This is a genomic window from Burkholderia sp. BE12, from assembly GCF_002959955.1.
Lineage (GTDB): Bacteria > Pseudomonadota > Gammaproteobacteria > Burkholderiales > Burkholderiaceae > Burkholderia.
This window is the reverse complement of the sequence record NZ_PREY01000040.1, coordinates 1-23,263: the sequence shown is the minus strand read 5'-3', so window position 1 is coordinate 23,263 and position 23,263 is coordinate 1. Positions and strand designations below refer to the sequence as shown.

Here is a 23,263-nt window from a genome sequence, read left to right as displayed (position 1 = left end):
CGGAGAGACGCACACATGCTGGACAAACTCGATGCGGAATTCGCGTTCGGCCGACAGGCGCTCGACGTGCGCGCCTACCGGCAGGAACTGCTGTCGTCGAACATCGCGAACGCCGACACGCCCGGCTACCAGGCCCGCGACGTCGATTTCGCGTCGACGCTCGCGCGCTCGCTGAAGCAGACGAGCGGCGGCCTTGCGCCGAGCAACGCGGCGCAACTGCCGATGGCGCAGCCGGCCGGCGTGACGAGCGGCATGTCGATGGTGTCGACGGCGCCGGGCCACATGGCCGGCACCGCGAAGCTGATCCCGACGGGCGGCCCGTCGGACGACTACGGCCGCGCGCAATACCGGATGCCGCTGCAGCCGTCGCTCGACGGCAACACGGTCGATCTCGACGTCGAGCGCGTGCAGTTCGCGAACAACGCGTTGCACTACGAAACCGGGATGACCGTGATGACCCAGCAGATCAAGGCGATGATCGCCGCGATCACGACCAACTCGTAAGCGCCGCTTCCGAATCCGGACCCCAGCACAAGGAGCCTCCATGCCCTCGTTGATGAACATCTTCGGCGTCGCCGGTTCGGCGCTGTCCGCGCAATCGCAGCGCCTGAACGTCACCGCGTCGAACCTCGCGAACGCCGACAGCGCGACCGGCCCCGACGGCAAGCCGTACAAGGCCAAGCAGGTCGTGTTCGCGACCGACCCGCTCGGCGGCGCGCGCAGCGCGTCCGGCCAGGGCGTGGGCGGCGTGCGCGTGACCAAGGTGATGGACGACCCGTCGCCGATGAAATCGACCTACGACCCGGCGAACCCGGCCGCCGACGCGAACGGCTACGTGCAGATGCCGAACGTCGATCCGGTGCAGGAGATGGTGAACATGATCTCGGCGTCGCGCTCGTACCAGGCCAACGTCGAGACGCTGAACACCGCGAAGACGCTGATGCTCAAGACGCTGACGATCGGCTCGTAAGCCGCCGTCGCCCGACCTTACCGACCCGACAGTTCCGACAGAAGGCCACCCAGGATGACATCCTCCAACACGACGATCGGCGGCAACGGCACCAGCGTGTCGACGCTGCCGACCGACACGATGAACACCAACAACGTGTCGTCGACCAACGGCACGTCGGCGAGCGACCTGCAGGCGACGTTCCTGAAGCTGCTCGTCACGCAGCTGCAGAACCAGGATCCGACCAGCCCGGTGGACAGCTCGCAGATGACGTCGCAGCTCGCGCAGATCAACACGGTGAGCGGCATCGCGCAACTGAACACGTCGCTCACGTCGCTGTCGACGCAGCTCGCGGCCGGCCAGCAGACGCAGGCCGCGCTGCTGATCGGCACGAACGTGCTCGCGCCGGGCAATAGCGTCGCGGTGAAGAGCGGCGCGGCGTCGCCGTTCGGGGTGTCGCTCGCGAGTTCGGTGTCGAACCTGACGATCACCGTGAAGAACTCGGCGGGCGCCGTCGTGAACACGATCAACGCGGGCGCGCAGTCGGCCGGCACCGTGCCGTTCAACTGGACGCCGACCGACGCGGCCGGCAACGCGCTGCCGGACGGCAAGTACACGGTCAGCGCGTCGTACACCAACAGTGCCGGCACGCCGCAGGCGGCCACGACGCTCGCGGCCTCGCAGGTGCAGAGCGTGATCAAGCAGGCGGACGGCACCGCGGGGCTCGTGCTGTCGAACGGCACGACGGTGGGGCTCACCCAGGTTGCGTCGATCTTCCCGAACACCAAGTCGTCCTCGTCCGGCGACACCACCACCAACTGATCGAGCTTTCTCGTAACGGAGACCGAAATGGGTTATCAACAGGGACTGAGCGGCCTCGCCGGCGCATCGAACGCGCTCGACGTGATCGGCAACAACATCGCGAACGCGAACACGGTCGGCTTCAAGTCGAGCACCGCGCAGTTCGCCGACATGTACGCGAACTCGGTCGCGACGTCGGTCAACACGCAGATCGGCATCGGCACGTCGCTGAACGCGGTGCAGCAGAACTTCGGGCAGGGCACGATCAATACGACGAATTCCTCGCTCGACGTCGCGATCAACGGCAACGGCTTCTTCCAGATGTCGAACAACGGCGTGACGACGTACTCGCGCGACGGCACGTTCCAGCGCGACAAGAACGGCTTCATCGTCGACGCGCAGGGCCGTAACCTGATGGGCTACGCGGCCAACGCGGGCGGCGTGATCAACACTGCGCAGACCGTGCCGCTGCAGGCGCCGACCAGCAACATCGCGCCGACCGCGACGACCAAGATCACCGGCCAGTTCAACCTGAACTCGCAGGACACGGTGCCGACCAAGACGCCGTTCAGCGCGACCGACAACACGACGTACAACTACTCGACCGCGATCCAGGTGTACGACTCGCTCGGCGGCTCGCAGGCCGTCAACATGTACTTCGTGAAGTCGGCGGCCGGCACGTGGGAAGCGTACGCGGGCGTGCAGGGCGGCGCGACGACCGATCTCGGCACGATCACGTTCGATACGTCGGGCGTGATCAAGAGCACGACGACCGGCACGCCGGCCGCGCCGACCGCGTCGCTTGGCCAGTTCCAGTTCACCGTGCCGAACACCGACGGCTCGGCGACGCCGCAGGCACTGACGCTCGACCTGACCGGCACGACGCAGTACGGCGGCAAGGACGGCGTGAACAACCTCGCGCAGGACGGCTACGCGAGCGGCACGCTGACGACCTACTCGATCGGCACCGACGGCAAGCTGACCGGCAACTACTCGAACGGCCAGACCGCCGTGCTCGGCCAGATCGCGCTCGCGAACTTCAACAACCCGAACGGGCTGGTGAACCTCGGCGGCAACCAGTACGCGGAATCCGCCGCGTCGGGCGTGCCGCAGGTCTCTGCGCCGGGCAGCACGAACCACGGCACGCTGCAGGGCAGCGCGCTCGAGAACTCGAACGTCGACCTCACGTCGCAGCTCGTCAACCTGATCACCGCGCAGCGCAACTACCAGGCGAACGCGCAGACGATCAAGACGCAGCAGACCGTCGACCAGACGCTCATCAACCTGTAAGCGCGGATAACCGGCAGCCATGGACCGACTGATCTATACGGCGATGACGGGCGCGTCGCAGTCGCTCGACCAGCAGGCGATCGTCGCGAACAACCTCGCGAACGCATCGACGACGGGTTTTCGCGCGCAGCTCGCGACGTATCGCGCGGTGCCGATGAATTTCGGCGACGGCAGCAACATCGATCCGACGACGACGCGTACCTACGTGCTGTCGTCCACGCCCGGCGCCGATTACGCGCCGGGTCCGATCACGCGCACCGGCAATCCGCTCGACGTCGCCGTGCAGGGCGCCGGCTGGCTGTCGGTGCAGACGGCCGACGGCAGCGAGGCGTACACGCGCGCCGGCAATCTGCACGTCGACGAAAACGGCCAGCTCGTCAACGCGAGCAACCTGCCGGTGGTCGGCAACGGCGGCCCGATCTCGGTGCCGCCGAACGCGGAAGTGACGATCGGCAAGGACGGCACGGTGTCCGCGCTGATGCCGGGCGACCCGCCGACGGCGGTCGCGATCGTCGACCAGATGAAGCTCGTCAATCCCGATCCGGCCACGCTCACGCGCGGCAACGACGGGTTGTTCCGCACCGCCGACGGCAATCCGGCCGATACCGACCCGAACGTGGTCGTCACGCCGAATTCGCTCGAAGGCAGCAACGTCAACCCGGTGACCGCGATGGTCGCGATGATCGACAACGCACGCGCGTTCCAGCTGCAGTCGAAGCTGATCCAGACGGCCGACCAGAACGAGCAGACGGCGAACCAGCTGCTCAATTTCAGCTGAGCGCCCGCGCCACCCTACGCAGGAGACCTGACAAATGAATCGTTCGCTCTACATCGCCGCCACCGGCATGAATGCGCAGCAGGCGCAGATGGACGTGATTTCGAACAACCTCGCGAACACCAGCACGAACGGCTTCAAGGCGTCGCGCGCGGTGTTCGAGGATCTGCTGTACCAGACCATCCGCCAGCCCGGTGCGAATTCGACGCAGCAGACCGAGCTGCCGTCGGGCCTGCAGCTCGGCACCGGCGTGCAGCAGGTCGCGACCGAGCGCCTGTACACGCAGGGCGGCCTCACGCAGACCGGCAACTCGAAGGACGTCGCGATCAACGGCGCGGGCTTCTTCCAGGTGCTGATGCCGGACGGCACCAACGCGTACACGCGCGACGGTTCGTTCCAGACCAACGCGCAGGGCCAGCTCGTCACGTCGAGCGGCTACCAGGTCCTGCCGGCGATCACCGTGCCGCAGAACGCGCAGTCGCTGACGATCGGCAAGGACGGCGTCGTGTCGGTCACGCAGCCGGGCTCGGGCAACGCGGTCCAGATCGGCTCGCTGCAGATCGCGACCTTCATCAACCCGACCGGCCTCGAGGCGAAGGGCGAGAACCTGTTCGCGGAAACGACGTCGTCGGGCGCGCCGAACGTGTCGCAGCCGGGGCTGAACGGCGCGGGCGTGCTCAACCAGGGCTACGTCGAGGCGTCGAACGTGAACGTCGTGCAGGAACTCGTCAACATGATCCAGACGCAGCGTGCCTACGAGATCAACAGCAAGGCCGTGACGACGTCCGACCAGATGCTGCAGACCGTCACGCAGATGAAGACCTAACCGGAACGTCCCGTCGTCGCCATGAAGCAGGTTCGCCTCCCCTCGTCAGCCACCGTCCGCGCCGCCTGCGCGGTCGCGGTGGCGGCGCTCGCCGGTTGCGCGCAGATTCCGCGCGATCCGATCATCCAGCAGCCGATGACGGCGCAGCCGCCGATGCCGATGTCGATGCAGGCGCCCGGCTCGATCTACAACCCCGGCTACGCCGGGCGACCGCTGTTCGAGGATCAGCGGCCGCGCAACATCGGCGACATCCTGACGATCATGATCGCGGAGAACATCAACGCGACCAAATCGTCGGGCGCGAACACGAACCGGCAGGGCAATACCGACTTCAACGTGCCGACGGTCGGCTTCCTCGGCGGGCTGTTCGCGAAGGCGAACCTGTCGGCGACCGGCGCGAACAAGTTCGCGGCCACCGGCGGCGCGAGCGCGGCGAACACGTTCAACGGCACGATCACGGTGACCGTCACCAACGTGCTGCCGAACGGCAACCTCGTGGTGAGCGGCGAGAAGCAGATGCTGATCAACCAGGGCAACGAATTCGTGCGCTTCTCGGGCGTCGTCAACCCGAACACGATCTCGGGCGCGAACTCGGTCTATTCGACCCAGGTCGCCGACGCGAAGATCGAATACTCGTCGAAGGGCTACATCAACGAAGCCGAGACGATGGGCTGGCTGCAGCGCTTCTTCCTCAACATCGCGCCGTGGTGATGACGATGCAGACGACCCTGTTCAGCCGCCTGTCGGCCCGCGCGCATGCCGCCGCGCGGCTCGCCGTCGCGTTCGCGGCCGTGGCCGCCTGCGTGCTCGGCGCCACGCCCGCGCACGCGGAGCGCCTGAAGGATCTCGCGCAGATCCAGGGCGTGCGCGACAACCCGCTGATCGGCTATGGCCTCGTCGTCGGCCTCGACGGCACGGGCGACCAGACGATGCAGACGCCGTTTACGACGCAGACGCTCGCGAACATGCTCGCGAACCTCGGCATCTCGATCAACAACGGTTCGGCCAACGGCGGCCCGTCGTCGCTGAACAACATGCAGTTGAAGAACGTCGCGGCCGTGATGGTGACGGCCACGCTGCCGCCGTTCGCACGGCCGGGCGAGGCGCTCGACGTGACCGTGTCGTCGCTCGGCAATGCGAAGAGCCTGCGCGGCGGCACGCTGCTGCTCACGCCGCTGAAGGGCGCGGACGGCCAGGTGTATGCGCTTGCGCAGGGCAACATGGCGGTCGGCGGCGCGGGCGCCAGCGCGAACGGCAGCCGCGTGCAGGTGAACCAGCTCGCGGCCGGCCGGATCGTCGGCGGCGCGATCGTCGAGCGCGCAGTGCCCAACGCGATCGCGCAGATGAACGGCGTGCTGCAACTGCAACTGAACGACATGGATTACGGCACCGCGCAGCGGATCGTGTCCGCGGTCAACTCGAGCTTCGGCCCGGGCACCGCGACGGCGCTCGACGGCCGCACGATCCAGCTCGCGGCGCCGGCCGACTCCGCGCAGCAGGTCGCGTTCATGGCGCGGCTGCAGAACCTCGACGTGAGCCCGGACAAGGCCGCCGCCAAGGTGATCCTGAACGCGCGCACCGGCTCGATCGTGATGAACCAGATGGTCACGCTGCAAAGCTGCGCGGTCGCGCACGGCAACCTGTCGGTGGTTGTCAACACGCAGCCGGTGGTGTCGCAGCCGGGGCCGTTCTCGAACGGGCAGACGGTGGTGGCGCAGCAGTCGCAGATCCAGCTCAAGCAGGACAACGGCGCGCTGAAGATGGTGACGGCCGGCGCGAATCTCGCCGACGTCGTGAAGGCGCTGAACACGCTCGGCGCGACGCCCGCGGACCTGATGTCGATCCTGCAGGCGATGAAGGCGGCCGGCGCGCTGCGCGCCGACCTGGAGGTGATCTAAATGGCGGCGAATCTCCCCAACGCGAATGACCTCACGCAGCGCTTCGCGCTCGACGTGCAGGGTTTCGATGCGCTGCGCGCGCAGGCGAAGCAGTCGCCGCAGGCCGGCGCGAAGGCGGTGGCCGGCCAGTTCGACGCGATGTTCACGCAGATGATGCTCAAGAGCATGCGCGACGCGTCGCCCGACGGCGGGCTGTTCGATTCGCATACGTCGAAGATGTACACGTCGATGCTCGATCAGCAGCTCGCGCAGCAGATGTCGAAGCACGGGATCGGCGTCGCCGACGCGCTGATGAAGCAGTTGCTGCGCAATGCGGGCGTCGGCGCGGGCAGCGACACGGCGGCCGACGTCGGTGCAAGCGGCATGGGCGGCATGGGCGCCGGCGGCCCCGGCACGGCCGGCAACGAAGGCAGCCTCGCCGCGATGAACGCGATGGCGAAGGCCTATGCGAACGCGGCGAACAACGGCGGGCTTGCCGGCGCGCGCGGCTATTCGGCCGGCAGCGCGCTGACGCCGCCGCTGAAGGGCGCGAGCGGCGTGCAGAACGCGGACGCGTTCGTCGACCGGCTCGCGGCCCCCGCGCAGGCGGCCAGTGCGACGACCGGCATCCCGGCGCGTTTCATCGTCGGCCAGGCCGCGCTCGAATCGGGCTGGGGCAAGCGCGAGATCCGTGCGGCGGACGGCTCGACCAGCTACAACGTGTTCGGCATCAAGGCGAACAAGAGCTGGACCGGCCGCACCGTGTCGGCGCTGACCACCGAATACGTGAACGGCACGCCGCGCCGCGTGGTCGCGAAGTTCCGCGCGTACGACTCGTACGAGCACGCGATGACCGATTACGCGAACCTGCTGAAGAACAATCCGCGCTACGCGGGCGTGCTGAGCGCGAGCCGCAGCGTCGAAGGCTTCGCGCACGGCATGCAGAAAGCCGGCTACGCAACCGACCCGAATTACGCGAAGAAGCTGATCTCGATCATGCAGCAGATCGGCTGACGGGCCCGCCCGGCGCCGCTGTGGCATCCCTTCGGACCGCGCCCGGCATCCCGCCGCGCGCGGTTTCAACGTTTGCGCGAAATAAATCACCGTTTCGATCTAAACTTTCGGTCAGCACTGCCGCTAAGTGTGAGAGACCTGCGGCCGGGCCGGTGTTCTGGCCCGGTTTTACTGCGCACCGGTTGTCCGGGCGCCCATGACAAGACAAGAAAGACCGGCTAGCCATGAATATCGAAACGTCGATGGACCCCAGCCTGGATTCAGGCCACTCCGGGCCCGACTATGCCCGCCGCAACCCGCTGGAAATCGGCGTGCAGCTGCGCAACCTCGTGAACCGGGGCGATTTCCTGACCGTCCAGTACCCGGGCGGCCAGCTCGTCACGCGCCTGCTCGAGGTCGACGTCGGCGAACGGACGTTCACGTTCGACTGGGGCGCGCTGTCCGAGCAGAACGCCGGCATCCTCGGCGCGTCGCACTGCACGTTCGCGGCCGCGCCGGAGGGCGTGCGCGTCGAATTCACCACGGGCACGCCGCGCGAGACGCGCTACGAGGGGCTGCCCGCGTTCGTCGCCGATTTTCCCGACGTGCTGGTCTGCATCCAGCGCCGCGAATATTTCCGCGTCGACGCGCCGATCGTCGATCCGTTCCTCTGCCGCGGCAAGCTGCCGGACGGTGAAAGCTTCCTGTTCGAGGTGCACAACCTGTCGCTCGGCGGCGTGGGGCTGCGCACGGCCGACGAGCGCGTCGAGGCGCTCGAGGTCGGCACGCTGCTGCCGGACGTCGAGCTCGAGCTGACCGGCCACGGCAAGCTGTCGCTCGACCTGCAACTGGTGTCGCAGCGTTCGACGCAGCTGCCGAACGGCTCGCGGCGCTACCAGCTCGGCTTCCGCTACATGTCGCTGCCGGGCAGCGCGGAGAACACGCTGCAGCGGCTGATCACGCAGCTCGAAATGAAGCGCCGCTCGCTCGCGCGGGCCTGACGCGCACCCGGCGGCCGGCCCCGCACGGGCCGCCCGCACAGCCCCGCCGGCACGCCCGCCGGCCGCTTCGACCGGCGACGCACGCCCGTGCGCCGCGCACGCATTTTTTCCTCAATTTTTTCGATCCGCGGCCGTTATACCGGGAGTCACGCAACCCGGCGGCCGCAGCGCGGCCGGCTCATCAGGATCGCGCATGTCCAACTCACTCATGAACCTCGGCGTCAGCGGCCTGAATGCCGCGCTCTGGGGCCTCACGACGACCGGCCAGAACATCAGCAACGCCGCGACGCCCGGCTATTCGGTCGAGCGGCCCGTCTATGCCGAGGCGAGCGGCCAGTACACCAGCAGCGGCTACATGCCCCAGGGCGTGAACACCGTCACCGTGCAGCGGCAGTACAGCCAGTACCTGAGCGACCAGCTGAACGGCGCGCAGACGCAGGGCGGCGCGCTGTCGACGTGGTATTCGCTCGTCGCGCAGCTGAACAACTACGTCGGCAGCCCGACGGCCGGCATCTCGACCGCGATCACGAGCTACTTCACCGGGCTGCAGAACGTCGCGAACAATGCGTCCGATCCGTCGGTGCGGCAGACCGCGATCAGCAACGCGCAGATTCTCGGCGACCAGCTGAAGGCGGCGGGCCAGCAATACGACGCGTTGCGCCAGAGCGTGAACACGCAGCTCACCAGCACCGTGTCGCAGATCAACACGTACACCGCGCAGATCGCGCAGCTGAACCAGCAGATCTCGGCGGCGAGCAGCCAGGGGCAGCCGCCGAACCAGCTGATGGACCAGCGCGACCTCGCGGTGTCGAACCTGTCGAGCCTCGCCGGCGTGCAGGTCGTGCGCAACGACAGCGGCTACAGCGTATTCCTCGCGGGCGGCCAGCCGCTCGTCGTCGCCGACAAGAGCTACCAGCTTGCGACCGTCACGTCGTCGTCCGATCCGAGCGAGCTGACTGTCGTGTCGCAGGGCATCGCCGGCGCGAATCCGCAGGGGCCGAACCAGGCGCTGCCGGATGCGTCGCTGTCGGGCGGCACGCTCGGCGGCCTGCTCGCGTTCCGCCGTCAGACGCTCGACCCGGCGCAGGCGCAACTCGGCGCGCTCGCGACCAGCTTCGCCGCGCAGGTCAACGCGCAGAACGCGCTCGGCGTCGATCTGGCGGGCAAGCCGGGCGGCAACCTGTTCACGGTGACGAACCCGACCGTCTATTCGAATCAGGGCAACACCGGCAACGCGTCGCTGTCCGTGTCGTTCGCCAATGCGTCGCAGCCGACGACGAGCGACTACACGCTGTCGTACGACGGCACGAACTACACGCTGACCGACCGCGCGAGCGGGTCGGTGGTCGACCAGAAGGCGGGTCCGATGCCGGTCTCGCTCGGCGGGCTGAACTTCTCGTTCTCGTCCGGCGCGATGAATGCCGGCGACCAGTTCACCGTGCTGCCGACGCGCGGCGCGCTGACCGGCTTCGGCCTCGCGACCACGAGCGGCTCGGCGATCGCGGCCGCGTCGCCGGTGGTCGCTGCGGCATCGAAAACCAACATCGGCACGGCAAAGATCACGCAGGGCGCGGTGAGCGCCGGCTATCAGGTGCCGACGACGCCGACCAAGCTGACCTACGACGCGGCGTCGCAGTCGCTGTCGGGCTTCCCGGCCGGCACCACGGTGACGATCGCGGGCACCCCGCCGACCTCGGTGACGATCACGAGCCCGACCGACAGCGTGCCGTACAACGCGACGGCCGGCGCGAAGCTGACGATCAACAGCACCACGCAGCCGGCTCCGGCGGGCGTGATGAACGGCGTGACCGTCACGCTGTCCGGCGCGCCGTCGGATGGCGACACGTTCACGATCGGACCGTACGCGGGCGGCACGAGCGACGGCTCCAACGCACAAGCGCTGTCGCAGCTCGTCACCGCGAAGGCGCTCGGCGGCGGCACGACGACGCTGACCGGCGCGTATGCGAACTACGTGAACGCGATCGGCAACACGGCGAGCCAGCTGAAGTCGTCGAGCGCCGCGCAGACCTCGCTCGTCGGCCAGATCACGACCGCGCAGCAGTCGGTGTCGGGCGTGAACCAGAACGAGGAAGCGGCGAACCTGATGCAGTACCAGCAGCTTTACCAGGCGAACGCGAAAGTGATCCAGACGGCGGCGACGCTGTTCCAGACCGTGCTCGGCCTGTTCAACTGACCGGATTCGAGGGATAGAAGCGATGCGAATTTCCAGCGCCCAGTTCTTCCAGCTGAACGTTTCACAGATGAACGATCAGCAGGCGCAGCTCGCGCAGCTGTACCAGCAGATTTCGAGCGGCACGAGCCTGCAGACGCCGGCCGACAACCCGGTCGGCGCGGCGCAGGCCGTGCAGCTGTCGATGACGTCGGCGACGCTGTCGCAGTATGCGACCAACCAGACCACCGCGCTCGCGTCGCTGCAGGCCGAGGACCAGGCGCTGCAGAGCGTGAGCAGCGTGCTGACCGGCGTGCAGACGCTGATCGTGCGTGCCGGCGACGGCTCGCTGGCCGACAGCGACCGCTCGGCGCTCGCGACGCAGCTGCAAGGCTATCGCGACCAGCTGGTGACGCTCGCGAACTCGAACGACGGTGCCGGCAATTACCTGTTCGCCGGCCTGAACAATTCGACGGCGCCGTTCACGGCCAGCCCGAACGGCAGCATCAGCTACGTCGGCGACTCGGGCACGCGCCAGGTGCAGATCGCCGATTCGAGCAGCGTGTCGCAGGGCGACACCGGTTCGGCGGTGTTCATGTCCGTGCCGTCGCTCGGCAGCGCGCAGGTTCCGTCGGCCGGCGCCGGCAACGTCGGCACCGGCGCGATCGGCGCGGTGACGGTGACGGACCCGTCCGCCGCGACCAACGATCACCATTTCGCGATCACGTTCGGCGGCACGCCCGCCGCGCCGACCTACACGGTGACCGACAGCTCGGCCAAGCCGCCGACCACGACGCCCGCGCAGGCCTACACGTCGGGTGCGTCGATCGCGCTCGGCAGCGGGATGACGGTGGCCGTATCGGGCACGCCGAGCAGCGGCGATACGTTCGCCGTGACGCCCGGCCCGCAGGCGAGCGGCGGCGCCGACATCTTCTCGACGCTCGACTCGATGATCGCGGCGCTGAAGACGCCGGTGACCGGCAACCCTGTCGCGGCCGTGTCGCTGAAGAACGCGCTGATGACCGGGTCGATCAAGGTCGGCAACACGATGCGCAACGTGACGACGATCCAGGCATCCGTCGGCGGCCGCGAGCAGGAAGTGAAGGCGATGCAGGCCGTCACCCAGACCGCGTCGCTGCAGACGACCAGCAACCTGACGGACCTGACCAGCACCAACATGGTCACGACGATCAGCCAGTACCTGCAGGTGCAGAACGCGCTGACCGGCGCGCAGAAGGCGTACGTGCAACTGCAGAACCTGTCGCTGTTCCAGTACATCAACCCGTGAGGAACGCGGCGCCGGCTTCGATGTGAGCGCATGCTTACTTCGCGGCCGACGCTTGCCGCCGCCAGCCGCGCATCATGCGCGGACGGGCGCTTCGCCGGGCCGCGCGGTCGCGCACCGGTTCTCTCGCGCGGCCTGCCGCGTTCTCGTCTGGCCGGCCCTGCCTACCGGGTCGCTTGCCAGCCCCCATTCCGCTCCGTAAACTCGCGCCAGATTCCAGACCGGCGCATCCTTCGCAGCCGGCGACCGACGACCGACAGGAGCGCTTTCCCCATGTCCGATTCCTACTTCCCGCGCTGGCGGGTCCAACCGACCGGCGCGGCCTCGCGCGTGGTCGGCCCCGACGAGCGCCTCGCGTGGCCGCAGATGATCGCGATGGGCGTGCAGCACGTCGTCGCGATGTTCGGTTCGACCGTGCTCGCGCCGCTGCTGATGGGCTTCGACCCGAACCTGTGCATCTTCATGTCGGGCATCGGCACGCTGCTGTTCTTCGTGCTGGTCGGCGGGCGCGTGCCGAGCTATCTCGGCTCGAGCTTCGCGTTCATCGGCTTGGTGATCGCGGTGACGGGCTACGGCGGCAGCGGGCCCAACCCGAACATTCCGGTCGCGCTCGGCGGGATCGTCGCGTGCGGCGTCGTGTACGTCGCGCTCGGCGCGCTGGTGCAGGCGATCGGCACGCGCTGGATCGAGACGCTGATGCCGCCGGTCGTGACCGGCGCGGTGGTCGCGGTGATCGGGCTGAACCTCGCGCCGATCGCGGTCAAGGGCGTGTCGGCCTCGACCTTCGAATCGGTGATGGCGCTCGTCACGGTGCTGTGCGTCGGCGGCGTCGCGGTGTTCGCGCGCGGGATGATGCAGCGCCTGTTGATCCTCGTCGGGCTCGTGATCGCCTACGTGATCTACGCGATCGCGACCAACGGGATGGGTCTCGGCAAGCCGATCGATTTCGCGATCGTCGCGCATGCCGCGTGGTTCGGCGTGCCGAGCTTCCGCGCGCCGGTGTTCGATCCGCACGCGATGCTGATGCTCGCGCCGATCGCGGTGATCCTGGTCGCGGAGAACCTCGGCCACATCAAGGCCGTCAGCGCGATGACGGGCACCAGCCTCGACCGCTACGTCGGCCGCGCGTTCATCGGCGACGGGCTCGCGACGATCGTCTCGGGCAGCGTCGGCGGCACGGGCGTGACCACCTACGCGGAGAACATCGGCGTGATGGCCGTCACGCGGATCTACTCGACGCTCGTGTTCGCGCTCGCCGCGCTGATCGCGATCGGGCTCGGCTTCTCGCCGAAGTTCGGCGCGGTGATCCAGACGATCCCGGGCCCCGTGCTCGGCGGCGTGTCGATCGTCGTGTTCGGGCTGATCGCGGTGACGGGCGCGCGGATCTGGGTCGTCAACAAGGTCGACTTCTCCGACAACCGCAACCTGATCGTCGCGGCCGTCACGCTGGTGCTCGGCGCCGGCGACTTCTCGCTGAAGATCGGCGGCTTCGGGCTCGGCGGGATCGGCACCGCGACCTTCGGCGCGATCATCCTGTACGCGATCCTGCGCAAGGAAAAGGAACCGGGCCCGGTGGTGTGAGCCGCGGCGCCGATCACGACTGCCGGCCTCGCCCTCGGCCCCGGCGATCGTCGGACGTCACGGGTTGGGCTGCACCGAGAACGTAACCGGCCAGGCGAAGGTCCCGTCCTTCGCCTTCGGCGCGAACACGAAACGATAGGTCACCGTGAAGGTCGTGTTGAGCGCCGTATACGGCACGGCGATCTTGCCGCCCGTCGCCGGCAGCACGACCTTGCCGCCGATGCCGCCGATCTCGATCGAGCTGAACTGCGACTGGCTGGCGGCGGCGATCTGCACCAGCACCGTGTACCCGGCCCGGTCGTTGGTCTGGACCGCAAGCGTCGTCCCGGCGGGGTTGTTGACGTTCGGCACGCTCAGGGAGCCGACGCTCGTGTCCTTGTTCGCGATCACGAGCTGGACCGGACTGGTCGCCTTGAGCCGCGCGTACGGCTGGACCGTCGCGCCGACCTGCACCGACCGGGTGGCCTGCTTCGCATCGGCCGGGCCCGGCCCGGCGCCGAACGACACGATCGATAGCGCGGCCATCGCGGCCAGCATCCGTTTCGCGTGGCGAGCGGCCCGTATCGGCGCGGATTGGGATGCGCCGCGCCGTCCGCACTGCCTGCGCCGCGATGCGGCGGCACGCGCTGTCTCGATTCGATTCATGATCTGCACCCGTTGTCTGAGTCCATGGTGGCGATCGACGCGGCGGCGGGATCGTGCGCGCGCCGCCGCTTCGCCTAGTAGTTGAACATGATCGTGATGTTCTGGTCCGCGTAGCCGCCCGGCACGACGTTCTGGCCGCCGCGGATCAAGCCGTACACGGTCGAGCTGAAGTTGGCGGCGCCGTTGGTCTTGCCCCACGAAATCGTGGACGTGCCGCTCGTGCCGTCGCCCCAGATCGTCGTGTGCGCGCTGTCGAGATACATGTTGTAGCCCAACGTCTGCGCGCCGCCGGTCCGGGTCATCAGGCGATTCGCGTAGGTGCCGCCGCCCATGCTTGCCGACACCGTCGGCGTGGCGGTACCGCTGCCGGTGCAGTTGACCGAGATCGTGACCGCGGAGGTGGCGGCATTGATCGTGTCGTACGTGCCGAACACCATCGACGACGGCGCGTTCATCGTGCAGGTCGTCGCCGCGAGCGCGGGCAGTGCGTGCAGCACGGCCGCGCCGGCCGCGAGCGCCGCCGCGGCGGCGCGAACGCGCGTCAGCCGGTCGCGCCGCCCGGCATGCTTGCGATGTCTCATGGTGTGACTCCCTTGCAAAGATGGGTGCCCAGGTCCGGCAGCGGATCGTCGCCGGCGGGAAAGCGGACGGTCAGGTCGCACTGCTGGTCGCGCCACGTCGCGCGCAGGCGGTTCTGCTCCGACAGTCCGGTGAGATAGACGACGCCGTCGTGGCCGACCGGGAAGGCTTCCTTCTGCCCCGCGACCGTGACGACCGCGCCTGCCGGCAAGTGCGCGCCGTTCTCGAGATCGAGCGTGAGCACCGCGCCGCGCGAACGCGAGATCGGAAACTCGAGCGCCATGCCGCTGCGGAAATAGGGCACCGCGTCGAGCTTCAGCGTGCCGATCTTCGCGTCGAACGGCAGGTCGGCCTGCTCGATCGAGATCGGATTGCTTTCATAGGCGCGCAGCCGCGGCAGCAGCGCGACGCCGTTGGCGTCGGTGTGAGCGACGAGCTGGTTGTCCGCGAGGATGCCGACGTTGGCGAAGCCCGGCACCTTGACGAGCGCGAAGCTGTCGGTGATCTGGCGCGACAGGCGCGCCGTGCCGTCGACGAACGCGACGCCGCCCGATGCGTTGGCCCTGACGCCGGCCCGGCCGCGATAGGACGCGGCCTCGACGCTGTAGGTGCCGGTGCGCGTCTGCAGCGTCGCGCTCGCATCCTGCGTGTTGTTGCCCGCCTGAACCGAGTAGCCGAATCCTTCGCCGACCGGCAGGCTGCGCTGCACTTGCGCGAGCATGTCGGTCGCGCCCTGCTGGTGCGTCGTCACGAAGGACGCGCTCGTGCGGTTGTCGATCGGTATCGTCCACGCGACGCCGACGCTGGTCGCGCCCGATCCGCCCAGCGGCTTGCTGACGCTGACGTTCGCGAAGCCGAAACGGCCGAGCTGAACGCTGTAGCTGAGCGACAGCAGCTGAACCTTGTAGCCGCCGCGATCGTCGACGAACACGTGCGCGAGCCCGAGCGAGCCGAAGCGGCCCATCCCGACGCCGATGTTGAAGCTCGTCAGCAGCTTCGGCGCGGGCGTGCCCGGCTCGAGCCCGATCTGCGCGAAATGCGGCGTGGCCCATTGCGCGTGCGCGCCGATGTCGACGAGGCCCGACTGGCTCTCCACGCCGATCACCGCAAGTGCGCCGGGGCCGTCGGCGCTGCGGCTCGCCGCCGCGGCCGCATTGACGACGCCGAGCGGGCCGGCCAGCAACACGCCGCCGACGCCGAGGTTCTGCCGGGATGCTTCGGCTTCGGCGTGGATCTCGCCGGTGAACCGGTCGGTCACGCCGATCCGGTGCGTCGCGCTGGCGAACCATCGTCCGTAGTCGTTGCTTGCCAGGCCGAAATCCCGCCGCTCCTTGCCGACCTCGTACGAGAAGTCCTGCATGCCTTGCTTGAGGAGATTCGCGCTCGCGTAGAACGACTGGGTGATCACCTGTTCGCGGCCCATGACGTCGCGCACCACGACCCGCACGTCGCCCTGGCCGGTCACCACGGGCACGTTGTTGATCGCGAACGGGCCGGGCGCGACGTCGCGCGTCGACGTGAGCGCGTTGTTGACGTAGACGTCGACGGTCGAAGGCAGCACGGCCTGCCCGCTCACGCCCTGGAGCGGAATCGTGACGAGCCCGGGCTGCGTCGCGAAATTGGTCGCGTACTGAATGCCGCCGAAGCGGATCGCGCGGCCCCACATGCCGGGGCGGCTGATCGCGTCGCCGATGCGCAGGCTGGCGAGCTTGCCGGGGCGATCGGTCGTCCACGTGGTTTCGAGGCGCGTCAGCCGGCGGGTGGGGCCCGACTCGTCCGCGAGGAACGTGCCGACGCCGACGCCGAAACGATTGAAGAAGCCGAGCTCGAACAGGCCCGAGCCATGCGTGCGGCCCGCGGCCTGCTCGGCGAGCAGGTCGTAATTGAAGAAGCCGCCGATGCCCGGTTCGACCGCGGGCCGGCGATTCCGCTCCGTCTCGTCGAACGACGCGCCGACGAACGCATCGGCAGGCACGCTGATCGACATCGTCAGATTTTTCTCGTCGACCGTGCAGGCGAGCCCCGCGATCGACTTCAGCGGGTAGAACGGCGCGTCGGCGCCGGCCAGCGGCCGGACGTCCGGCAACTTGAGCCGCCAGCGCTTCAGGTCGTCGGCCGACACGTAGAATTCGCCGTCGGCCGCCTTGATCAGCAACGCGGTTTCGTCGAGCCCCTGCCGGTTGATGTCGACCTGATACAGCAGCTCGGCGGCGCCGCCCGCCGCGGCGTGCGCCGCCGGTGCCGCCGGTGCCGCGACCGGACGTTCTTCCGCGAATGTCATCCGTGTGCTCATGATGATCGCGATCAGGATCGCCGCCTTAGCGGTCGTTCGGCGCGATCGTGGAGTCGATGTTGCCCGCATCGGAGTAGCCGACCAAATGCAATCCGGAAGCAACGGCCGGTACGGCGCCGGAGCCGGGTTTGAACATCAGCTGCCGCGACTGGCCCGGCAGAATGTAGGCGAACTCCGCATGCGTGGCGACCGGCCGGTCGCTGCCCGGCGCGAGCAGCTCGAGGTTCGCCACCTGCGCATGCGCGGTGCCTTCGTTGGTCACGCGCAGCGCGAGCATGCCGGCGCCGCTCGGACGCGGGGCCGCTGCCCAGCGCAGGCGAGGGGCGGTGTCGGTCTTCGGCCTCACGAAGATCGGCAGGCTCATTTCGAGCGCGATCTGCACGCCGGCGAATCCCGGCTTCGGCGTGGGCGGCACTTCGCGCAGATACAGCCGGTAGCCGATTTCCTGATCCGCGCTCGGCGCGTGTCGCAGGCCGACCCGCACGACCTGCGAACCGCCGGGCGGGATCGTGAAAATGGGCGGAGCGGCAATCAGGTCGCCGGTGGACGCATAGACGTCGTCGCCCGCGTTTTGCGACCACGCGGCGGTACCCAGCTGGACGATCACGGGTTCGTCGGCCGACTCGTTCCTGACCGTGAGCGCGACGCTCGTGTGCGCCGCGGACAGTTCGACGCGAACGGGCGACACCGTGAAATTCGTTGCATGACTGTCGACGCATGCCGCGGCAAGCGTTGCGGCCGCGATCCACTTCGCGAGTTGGCACGTGTTCGGTTTCATCGCAGATCTACCCCTGTGAGATTCGCTTCGCCATGCGCGGCGCTGCGCGCGACGGGCGCGGTGGCGGCCGGTGGGGAGGGCGCGCGCATGCGGGATGCGACGGGCCCTCCCGCGCCGCGCTAAAACGTCACGGTGACGGTCACCGTGTCGGCGTAGTTGCCCGGCACGGCGTTGGGCTGGTCCGGCACCTTGCCGTAGACGGTCTTGGTGATTGCCTGGGCCATCGCCATGCCGGCGCCCGTGCCGTTGACGGTGTCGGTCGGCGGCGTGTTGCCCCAGACGACCGTGCGGTTCGAATCCTGGTACAGCGTGTAATTGAGCTGATTCGAACCGCTCGTCATGATGCGGCTCGCGACCGTGGCGCCCGACGTGGTGCCCGCATTCAGGCCGATGTTGAAATTCGTCCCGTTCGTGCAGCGGACCGTGATCGCCGACTGGGCCGTCTGATCGCCGGTGCCCGGCGTGTAGGCGGGGAAGGTCAGCGCGCTCGCCGAGTCGATCAGGCAGGTTGCGTTGACGGTGGCGGACACGCCGAACGTCGAGCTGGCCTGGCCGGCCGATGCCGCGACGGCCACGCAAGCGAGCGATGCGGCCAGCGCCGCCTTGGTCAGTACGGATTGCGTCATGATGGGTTTCTCCCTTGAAAGCTGGAACGTGCGGCCGGTGCGACGAGAGGGTCGTTCGGGACGGGATCTCGATCGTCCGGATGCGCAATGGGTCTTCTGGTTGGGTCGGAATGGGTCGTTTGCTGGGTGGGCGCCTCCTTCGTGTCGGTATGCGCCGGCCGGACAGGCGCGGCGCTTGGGGCTCGGGAGGCCCGGCCTCGGCGCTGCGGGGCGTACGACATCTCGCGGCCGTCGCCGCCGGCGCGCTTGCTTCGCGCGCGGAGCGGTCGTCGGCGGCAATGCCCGCGCGAACGGCGCGGATCGTCGTCGTGGCGCATGCGCCCGGCTGGGACTTCCCGGGGCTTGCCTATCGAATCGAGGCGTCGTGACGTCGGGTGACGATGCGGACCGTGTCGGCGTATCGGATGTCGGCGGCGCGAAGTCGCGCCGCCGGCATCAGGCGATGCCAGGCAGGAGCAGTGACAGGAGCAGTGATGCGAGACAGCAGCCGTGTGACGGCCGATATGATTTTCGACATGATTTCCCCGACCTGCTTGATGATTGTTTGTCGTCTGCATCGAACCGTCCGGCCGTGCAGTCGTCGTTGTCTGCACGGCTGTATCAGCAAGCAGTGGGCCAGCGCGCGGAAAGCCGCGCGGACAGGGGCTGAGCGGTCGGCGTTTGCCGCCGTGCGCCGTTTCGGAGGGGGCGATGTTTCAGGCGTGAAACCTGCTGCGGCGGCGCGGGCCGGCGGCGCGCCAGACCCGGTGCGGAAAGGCCGGAATGACGGGGGATCGCATGTGCGGCGCGACCGCGAATCCGCAGGGGAAACGGACGCGACGCGTGCGAATGGTTTCAGTCTTGCAACGTGTGTGGGGCGGGCGGCAGCGCGGCGCCTGCGTGGCGATCAGGTGTCGGGTGCGTAGCGCGTCATGCGTTTGCGTTCGCCTGCGCGTCGAGCCACGCGCAGAACTGCGCGACGAGCGGATCGTCGGCCGGTGCGCCCGGCGCGATCCACCAGTAGCTGCGCGTGGCGATGCGTGGGCCGTCGAGCGGCATCACCAGGCGCCCGCTCGCGAGTTCGTCGTCGATCAGCGGCAACGGGCCGAGCGCGACACCGAGCCCGTCGACGGCCGCCTGCAGCGCCAGGTAGAAGTGGTCGAACGACTGCCGCTTGCGCCCCTTCATCGCGACGCCGGCCGCCGCGAACCAGTCGCGCCAGCCTTCCGGCCGCGTATCCGAATGCAGCAGCACGTGCCGCGCGAGATCGTCCGCGCGGGCGATCGGCGCGCGCTTGAGCAGTGCCGGGCTGCACACCGGAATCACGCTTTCGTCGAGGAAGTGGCCGCTCGTGCAGTTCGGCCAGTGGCCGGGGCCGCGGCGGATCGCGACGTCGAAGCCGTTCAGCGCGTCGAGCGGCGCATTCGACGTCGACAGCTTCAGCTCGACGTTCGGCACGTCGCGCTGGAACCGCGACAGCCGCGGCAGCAGCCATTTCATCGCGAAGGTCGGCAGCGCGTTGATGCGCAGGACGCGCGCCGCGCCGGTATTGCGCAACTGCTCGGTCGCGTGCGCGATGCTGTCGAACGCCGCGCGCACGGTGTCCAGGTAGCGGCGGCCTTCGTCGGTGAGCTTCACGCGCTTGCCGTAGCGGTGGAACACCGGCTTGCCGAGCCACGCCTCGAACCCGGCAATCTGCCGGCTGATGGCACCGTGAGTCACATGCAGCTCGTCGCCGGCGGCGCTGAAGCTTTCATGTCGTGCCGCGGCTTCAAAGGCCCGAAGCGCGGAAAAGGGCGGGAGATCGCGTGCCATGCTTGTGATTCTAGATCACAAGGACTCGCCGATAAAATCGTTTTGCCGGAATCCTGAACGGCGGTAATCTCGATTCACCGTTTGATGAGGAGCCCCATGCAATCCGCTTTGCCGCCCGCCTCCCCGCCGCCTGCCGCGTCCCGCCGCGGCGTCGGCCTCACCGAGCTGTTCACCGGTTTCCTGTCGCTCGGCCTGATGTCGTTCGGCGGCGCATTGCCGTTCGCGCGGCGCACGATCGTCGACGAGCGCAAATGGCTCTCCGCCGACGAATTCACCGATCTGCTCGGCCTGTGCCAGTTCCTGCCGGGCGGCAACGTGATCAACCTGTCGGTCGCCGTCGGCATGCGCTTTCGCGGCGTCGCCGGCGCGTTCGCCGGCATTCTCGGGCTGATCGCGGGCCCGACGCTCGTCGTCGTCGCGCTCGGCGTGCTGTACGCGAAGACCCAGAGCGATCCGCGCGTGCAGCACCTGTTCGCGGGGCTCGCCGCGGCGGCGGCCGGCCTGCTCGTCGCGATGGCCGTGAAGGTGGCGAAGCCGCTGCTCCGGGCGCCGCGCACGGCGGCTGCGATCGCGGTGTGCGCGCTCGTCGCGATCGCGGTGCTGCGCATGCCGCTGCTGACCACGATGCTCGTGCTGACGCCCGTCAGCATCTGGCTCGCGTCGCGCCGCCGCGACGCGGGCACGTCGGCGCCGGCCGCCGCGTCCGGCACGCCCGACTCGCAACGGGAGGGGCGGCCATGAGCGACACGCTGATCGCCATCGCGACGATCTTCAGCCAACTGTCGCTGCTCGCGTTCGGCGGCGGCAACACGATCCTGCCGGAGATGCAGCGGCAGGTCGTGGACGTGCATCACTGGATGAGCGCGCACGAGTTCACCGCGCTGTTCGCGCTGGCCCAGGCGGCGCCCGGGCCGAACATGATGATCGTGTCGCTGGTCGGCTGGCACGTGGCCGGCTGGGCCGGGCTGCTCGTCGCGTCGCTCGCGAAGTTCGGGCCGTCGTCGATCGTCACCGTGCTCGCGCTGCATGCGTGGGAGCGCTTTCGCGACCGGCCGTGGCGCCGCTACGTGCAGCAGGGGATGATGCCGGTGACGGCCGGGCTCGTCGCGGCGAGCGCGGTGCTGATTTCCGAGGCGTCGAACCGCACCGCGATCCAGTGGGGCATCACGGCCGCATGCGCGGTGCTGGCGTGGCGCACGCGCATCCATCCGCTGTGGCTGCTCGGGGGCGGCGCGCTGATCGGGCTCACGGGCATCGGGCAGTGAGCGGCGTATCGTGCCGTTCGCCGTTCGCCGTTCGCCGTTCGCCGCTCGCCGCTCGCCGCTGCTCACTGCTCACTGCTGCTCACTGCTCACTGCTCACTGCTCACTGCCCGCTGCCCGCTGCCCGCTGCCCGCTACCCGCTGCCCACTGCCCACTGCCCACTGCCCGCGGCGGCCGCAGGCTACCGCGATGACGGCAGGTCGCCGTTCACGAGGCCGAGCAGCCGGCCGCGCTCGCCGCGGACGTCGTCCGTCGGGGCCGGCCAATCAACCACGAACCCCGCGTCGAGCGCGTCGCGCATGATCGTGCCGTAATCGGCCTTCGCAAGCCTGCCGCCGCGCAACGCGTCGGCCACCTCGTGCTTCAGCTTCGGCGTGAACGACGGATACGCGGCCACCAGCGCCGCGTACTGGCGCGCATCGATCTCGCCCGATTCGCGGTTGAATGCCCAGACGGCCACCAGCACGATCGCGGCGAACGGGATGACCGTGTAGCGCAGGAAGAACTTCGCAAGTGTCATTCGAAGGCCCGGTGAAGCGGGGCGGCGCGCGTGGCCACGGCCGGCGCGGCCGGCCCGTTATACTCGGCCGGACTTGCGGCGGTGAAAATCGCGTAGTCGACACGCTTCGGCCGGCTGCGATGTGCGGCGCCCGCGCGTTCCCCGACGGCAAACATTATATTGACGCGCGGCCCGAGGCGAAGCCCGGCCGCGCAGTGCCGGTGGCGCGCCTGCCGGCACGACCGACATTCGCATCGCCCGCCGCGCGCGGCCGGGCGGCGCGCACCACGGAGGATCGATGGATCTCGACGGCGCCAGCCGCAATCTCACTGTCGCCGCATTGCTGACGCTGTCCGGCGGCTATCTCGACGCGTACACGTACGTCGGCCACGGCCACGTGTTCGCGAACACGATGACCGGCAACGTCGCGCTCCTCGGCATCAACCTGTCGGCCGGCGAATGGGCCGCCGCGCTGCATCACGTGCCGCCGCTCGGCGGCTTCGTGATCGCGGTGTTCGTCGCGCACCTGCTCGGCCTCGCCGCGCGGCGCGGCTGGATGCGGCATACGGCGTTCGTGAGCCTGATCGTCGAAATCGCGTTTCTCGGCGTCGCCGCGAGCGGCCTCGTCGGCGCGTCGAGCGCATGGCTGATTCCGGGCATCTCGTTCGTCGCGACGCTGCAGACGCTGTCGTTCACCCATCTCGAGGAACTGTCGTACACGTCGGTGATGACGACCGGCAACCTGCGGCGCGCCGCGCAGAAGCTGTTCGTCGGGCTGATTCCGCGCTACGACGCGGGGGCGCTGCACGATTCGGCGCTGCTCGCGACGATCAGCTTCTGTTTCCTGGCCGGCGCGGTGGTCGGCGGCCTCGTGACGCGGCTCGTGCCGGACATCGCGCTGTGGGGCGCCGTGCTGCTGCTCGTCGGTGCATTCGCGGAGATCGTGCGGCGTGCATGGCGCCGCGCAGGGAACGGCGGGGCGGGCGACGCGGGCGGCAACGGCGACGCGGGTGATGGCAGCGGCGCGGCGACGCAAACGGCCTGACGGCAAACGGCCTGACGGCAAACGGCCTGACGGCAAACGGCAAACGGCAAACGGCAAACGGCAAACGGCAAACGGCAAACGGCAAACGGCAAACGGCAAACGGCAGGCCGCCGCACCGACTGCACCGACTGCACCGACTGCACCGACTGCACCGACTGCACCGACTGCACCGACTGCACCGACCCCACCGACC

The 23,263-nt window shown here is 68.8% G+C and carries 23 protein-coding genes; 16 read left to right on the top strand and 7 right to left on the bottom strand.

Annotated elements, in window-relative coordinates:
* Positions 1-15: 15 nt before the first annotated feature.
* The 13 genes from flgB to C4B30_RS30800 all read left to right on the top strand — a co-directional run bounded on the left by flgB (position 16) and on the right by C4B30_RS30800 (position 13,548).
* Positions 16-504, top strand: a complete 489-nt coding sequence (gene flgB / locus C4B30_RS30865; protein WP_027785674.1) for a flagellar basal body rod protein FlgB — start codon at positions 16-18, stop codon at positions 502-504.
* A 40-nt stretch (positions 505-544) separates the two neighbouring features.
* Positions 545-970 (top strand): flagellar basal body rod protein FlgC, encoded by a 426-nt coding sequence (gene flgC / locus C4B30_RS30860; RefSeq protein ID WP_027785673.1) that lies wholly within the window; start codon positions 545-547, stop codon positions 968-970.
* A gap of 54 nt (positions 971-1,024) precedes the next feature.
* On the top strand, positions 1,025-1,771 hold the full coding sequence (locus C4B30_RS30855; RefSeq protein WP_027785672.1) for a flagellar hook assembly protein FlgD: 747 nt from the start codon (positions 1,025-1,027) through the stop codon (positions 1,769-1,771).
* A gap of 27 nt (positions 1,772-1,798) precedes the next feature.
* The gene (gene flgE, locus C4B30_RS30850) at positions 1,799-3,040 is read left to right on the top strand and encodes a flagellar hook protein FlgE (protein WP_027785671.1); all 1,242 of its coding nucleotides are present in this window, start codon (positions 1,799-1,801) and stop codon (positions 3,038-3,040) included.
* Positions 3,041-3,059: 19 nt separating this feature from the next.
* Positions 3,060-3,818 (top strand): flagellar basal-body rod protein FlgF, encoded by a 759-nt coding sequence (flgF, locus tag C4B30_RS30845; protein WP_027785670.1) that lies wholly within the window; start codon positions 3,060-3,062, stop codon positions 3,816-3,818.
* A 34-nt stretch (positions 3,819-3,852) separates the two neighbouring features.
* Positions 3,853-4,641, top strand: coding sequence for a flagellar basal-body rod protein FlgG (flgG, locus tag C4B30_RS30840; protein WP_027785669.1), 789 nt, complete (start codon positions 3,853-3,855; stop codon positions 4,639-4,641).
* A gap of 21 nt (positions 4,642-4,662) precedes the next feature.
* Positions 4,663-5,352: a flagellar basal body L-ring protein FlgH gene (gene flgH / locus C4B30_RS30835; protein ID WP_027785668.1), complete on the top strand. Its 690-nt coding sequence runs from the start codon at positions 4,663-4,665 to the stop codon at positions 5,350-5,352.
* Positions 5,353-5,357: 5 nt separating this feature from the next.
* The gene (locus C4B30_RS30830; RefSeq protein WP_027785667.1) at positions 5,358-6,539 is read left to right on the top strand and encodes a flagellar basal body P-ring protein FlgI; all 1,182 of its coding nucleotides are present in this window, start codon (positions 5,358-5,360) and stop codon (positions 6,537-6,539) included.
* A complete protein-coding gene (gene flgJ / locus C4B30_RS30825) occupies positions 6,540-7,532 on the top strand; it encodes a flagellar assembly peptidoglycan hydrolase FlgJ (protein ID WP_027785666.1) in 993 nt (330 codons plus the stop codon).
* A gap of 224 nt (positions 7,533-7,756) precedes the next feature.
* Positions 7,757-8,512, top strand: coding sequence for a flagellar brake protein (locus C4B30_RS30815; RefSeq protein ID WP_027785665.1), 756 nt, complete (start codon positions 7,757-7,759; stop codon positions 8,510-8,512).
* A gap of 193 nt (positions 8,513-8,705) precedes the next feature.
* Positions 8,706-10,706 carry a flagellar hook-associated protein FlgK gene (gene flgK, locus C4B30_RS30810; protein ID WP_027785664.1) on the top strand — a complete coding sequence of 667 codons (2,001 nt, stop codon included), beginning with the start codon at positions 8,706-8,708 and terminating at the stop codon, positions 10,704-10,706.
* 22 nt (positions 10,707-10,728) lie between these two features.
* Complete coding sequence (flgL, locus tag C4B30_RS30805; protein ID WP_027785663.1) at positions 10,729-11,970, top strand: flagellar hook-associated protein FlgL; 1,242 nt, start codon at positions 10,729-10,731, stop codon at positions 11,968-11,970.
* Between the two features lie 270 nt (positions 11,971-12,240).
* Positions 12,241-13,548, top strand: coding sequence for a solute carrier family 23 protein (locus tag C4B30_RS30800; RefSeq protein WP_027785662.1), 1,308 nt, complete (start codon positions 12,241-12,243; stop codon positions 13,546-13,548).
* 57 nt (positions 13,549-13,605) lie between these two features.
* On the opposite strand, the gene C4B30_RS30795 is transcribed toward C4B30_RS30800, so the two are convergent.
* The 6 genes from C4B30_RS30795 to C4B30_RS30770 all read right to left on the bottom strand — a co-directional run bounded on the left by C4B30_RS30795 (position 13,606) and on the right by C4B30_RS30770 (position 20,263).
* The gene (locus C4B30_RS30795) at positions 13,606-14,085 is read right to left on the bottom strand and encodes a hypothetical protein (RefSeq protein WP_027785661.1); all 480 of its coding nucleotides are present in this window, start codon (positions 14,083-14,085) and stop codon (positions 13,606-13,608) included.
* A gap of 182 nt (positions 14,086-14,267) precedes the next feature.
* On the bottom strand, positions 14,268-14,774 hold the full coding sequence (locus C4B30_RS30790; RefSeq protein WP_063831210.1) for a Csu type fimbrial protein: 507 nt from the start codon (positions 14,772-14,774) through the stop codon (positions 14,268-14,270).
* The gene (locus C4B30_RS30785) at positions 14,771-17,053 is read right to left on the bottom strand and encodes a fimbria/pilus outer membrane usher protein (RefSeq protein ID WP_027785659.1); all 2,283 of its coding nucleotides are present in this window, start codon (positions 17,051-17,053) and stop codon (positions 14,771-14,773) included. Before C4B30_RS30785 ends, C4B30_RS30790 begins: the two co-directional genes overlap by 4 nt.
* Before the next feature lie 37 nt (positions 17,054-17,090).
* Positions 17,091-17,843, bottom strand: coding sequence for a fimbrial biogenesis chaperone (locus C4B30_RS30780; RefSeq protein ID WP_027785658.1), 753 nt, complete (start codon positions 17,841-17,843; stop codon positions 17,091-17,093).
* A 119-nt stretch (positions 17,844-17,962) separates the two neighbouring features.
* Positions 17,963-18,469 (bottom strand): Csu type fimbrial protein, encoded by a 507-nt coding sequence (locus tag C4B30_RS30775; protein ID WP_027785657.1) that lies wholly within the window; start codon positions 18,467-18,469, stop codon positions 17,963-17,965.
* Between the two features lie 909 nt (positions 18,470-19,378).
* Entirely contained in the window at positions 19,379-20,263 is an 885-nt protein-coding gene (locus tag C4B30_RS30770; protein ID WP_027785656.1) for a transcriptional regulator GcvA, read from the bottom strand.
* Positions 20,264-20,359: 96 nt separating this feature from the next.
* Between C4B30_RS30770 and C4B30_RS30765 the strand changes: the two genes are divergently transcribed.
* Positions 20,360-21,004: a chromate transporter gene (locus tag C4B30_RS30765; RefSeq protein ID WP_034185448.1), complete on the top strand. Its 645-nt coding sequence runs from the start codon at positions 20,360-20,362 to the stop codon at positions 21,002-21,004.
* Entirely contained in the window at positions 21,001-21,528 is a 528-nt protein-coding gene (locus C4B30_RS30760) for a chromate transporter (RefSeq protein WP_027785654.1), read from the top strand. Before C4B30_RS30765 ends, C4B30_RS30760 begins: the two co-directional genes overlap by 4 nt.
* A gap of 179 nt (positions 21,529-21,707) precedes the next feature.
* Here the strand turns inward: C4B30_RS30760 and C4B30_RS30755 are convergent, their stop codons facing one another.
* Complete coding sequence (locus tag C4B30_RS30755; protein ID WP_027785653.1) at positions 21,708-22,046, bottom strand: hypothetical protein; 339 nt, start codon at positions 22,044-22,046, stop codon at positions 21,708-21,710.
* A 277-nt stretch (positions 22,047-22,323) separates the two neighbouring features.
* On the opposite strand from C4B30_RS30755, the gene C4B30_RS30750 reads away from it, so the two are divergent.
* The gene (locus tag C4B30_RS30750; RefSeq protein WP_027785652.1) at positions 22,324-23,070 is read left to right on the top strand and encodes a YoaK family protein; all 747 of its coding nucleotides are present in this window, start codon (positions 22,324-22,326) and stop codon (positions 23,068-23,070) included.
* Positions 23,071-23,263: the final 193 nt, after the last annotated feature.

What these genes read in the sequence shown, in the direction of transcription:
- flgB (WP_027785674.1), top strand. Translation starts at nt 16, where the DNA reads ATGCTGGACAAACTCGATGCGGAATTCGCGTTCGGCCGACAGGCGCTC.
- flgC (WP_027785673.1), top strand. Translation starts at nt 545, where the DNA reads ATGCCCTCGTTGATGAACATCTTCGGCGTCGCCGGTTCGGCGCTGTCC.
- C4B30_RS30855 (WP_027785672.1), top strand. Translation starts at nt 1,025, where the DNA reads ATGACATCCTCCAACACGACGATCGGCGGCAACGGCACCAGCGTGTCG.
- flgE (WP_027785671.1), top strand. Translation starts at nt 1,799, where the DNA reads ATGGGTTATCAACAGGGACTGAGCGGCCTCGCCGGCGCATCGAACGCG.
- flgF (WP_027785670.1), top strand. Translation starts at nt 3,060, where the DNA reads ATGGACCGACTGATCTATACGGCGATGACGGGCGCGTCGCAGTCGCTC.
- flgG (WP_027785669.1), top strand. Translation starts at nt 3,853, where the DNA reads ATGAATCGTTCGCTCTACATCGCCGCCACCGGCATGAATGCGCAGCAG.
- flgH (WP_027785668.1), top strand. Translation starts at nt 4,663, where the DNA reads ATGAAGCAGGTTCGCCTCCCCTCGTCAGCCACCGTCCGCGCCGCCTGC.
- C4B30_RS30830 (WP_027785667.1), top strand. Translation starts at nt 5,358, where the DNA reads ATGCAGACGACCCTGTTCAGCCGCCTGTCGGCCCGCGCGCATGCCGCC.
- flgJ (WP_027785666.1), top strand. Translation starts at nt 6,540, where the DNA reads ATGGCGGCGAATCTCCCCAACGCGAATGACCTCACGCAGCGCTTCGCG.
- C4B30_RS30815 (WP_027785665.1), top strand. Translation starts at nt 7,757, where the DNA reads ATGAATATCGAAACGTCGATGGACCCCAGCCTGGATTCAGGCCACTCC.
- flgK (WP_027785664.1), top strand. Translation starts at nt 8,706, where the DNA reads ATGTCCAACTCACTCATGAACCTCGGCGTCAGCGGCCTGAATGCCGCG.
- flgL (WP_027785663.1), top strand. Translation starts at nt 10,729, where the DNA reads ATGCGAATTTCCAGCGCCCAGTTCTTCCAGCTGAACGTTTCACAGATG.
- C4B30_RS30800 (WP_027785662.1), top strand. Translation starts at nt 12,241, where the DNA reads ATGTCCGATTCCTACTTCCCGCGCTGGCGGGTCCAACCGACCGGCGCG.
- C4B30_RS30795 (WP_027785661.1), bottom strand. Translation starts at nt 14,085, where the DNA reads ATGCTGGCCGCGATGGCCGCGCTATCGATCGTGTCGTTCGGCGCCGGG.
- C4B30_RS30790 (WP_063831210.1), bottom strand. Translation starts at nt 14,774, where the DNA reads ATGAGACATCGCAAGCATGCCGGGCGGCGCGACCGGCTGACGCGCGTT.
- C4B30_RS30785 (WP_027785659.1), bottom strand. Translation starts at nt 17,053, where the DNA reads ATGACATTCGCGGAAGAACGTCCGGTCGCGGCACCGGCGGCACCGGCG.
- C4B30_RS30780 (WP_027785658.1), bottom strand. Translation starts at nt 17,843, where the DNA reads ATGAAACCGAACACGTGCCAACTCGCGAAGTGGATCGCGGCCGCAACG.
- C4B30_RS30775 (WP_027785657.1), bottom strand. Translation starts at nt 18,469, where the DNA reads ATGACGCAATCCGTACTGACCAAGGCGGCGCTGGCCGCATCGCTCGCT.
- C4B30_RS30770 (WP_027785656.1), bottom strand. Translation starts at nt 20,263, where the DNA reads ATGGCACGCGATCTCCCGCCCTTTTCCGCGCTTCGGGCCTTTGAAGCC.
- C4B30_RS30765 (WP_034185448.1), top strand. Translation starts at nt 20,360, where the DNA reads ATGCAATCCGCTTTGCCGCCCGCCTCCCCGCCGCCTGCCGCGTCCCGC.
- C4B30_RS30760 (WP_027785654.1), top strand. Translation starts at nt 21,001, where the DNA reads ATGAGCGACACGCTGATCGCCATCGCGACGATCTTCAGCCAACTGTCG.
- C4B30_RS30755 (WP_027785653.1), bottom strand. Translation starts at nt 22,046, where the DNA reads ATGACACTTGCGAAGTTCTTCCTGCGCTACACGGTCATCCCGTTCGCC.
- C4B30_RS30750 (WP_027785652.1), top strand. Translation starts at nt 22,324, where the DNA reads ATGGATCTCGACGGCGCCAGCCGCAATCTCACTGTCGCCGCATTGCTG.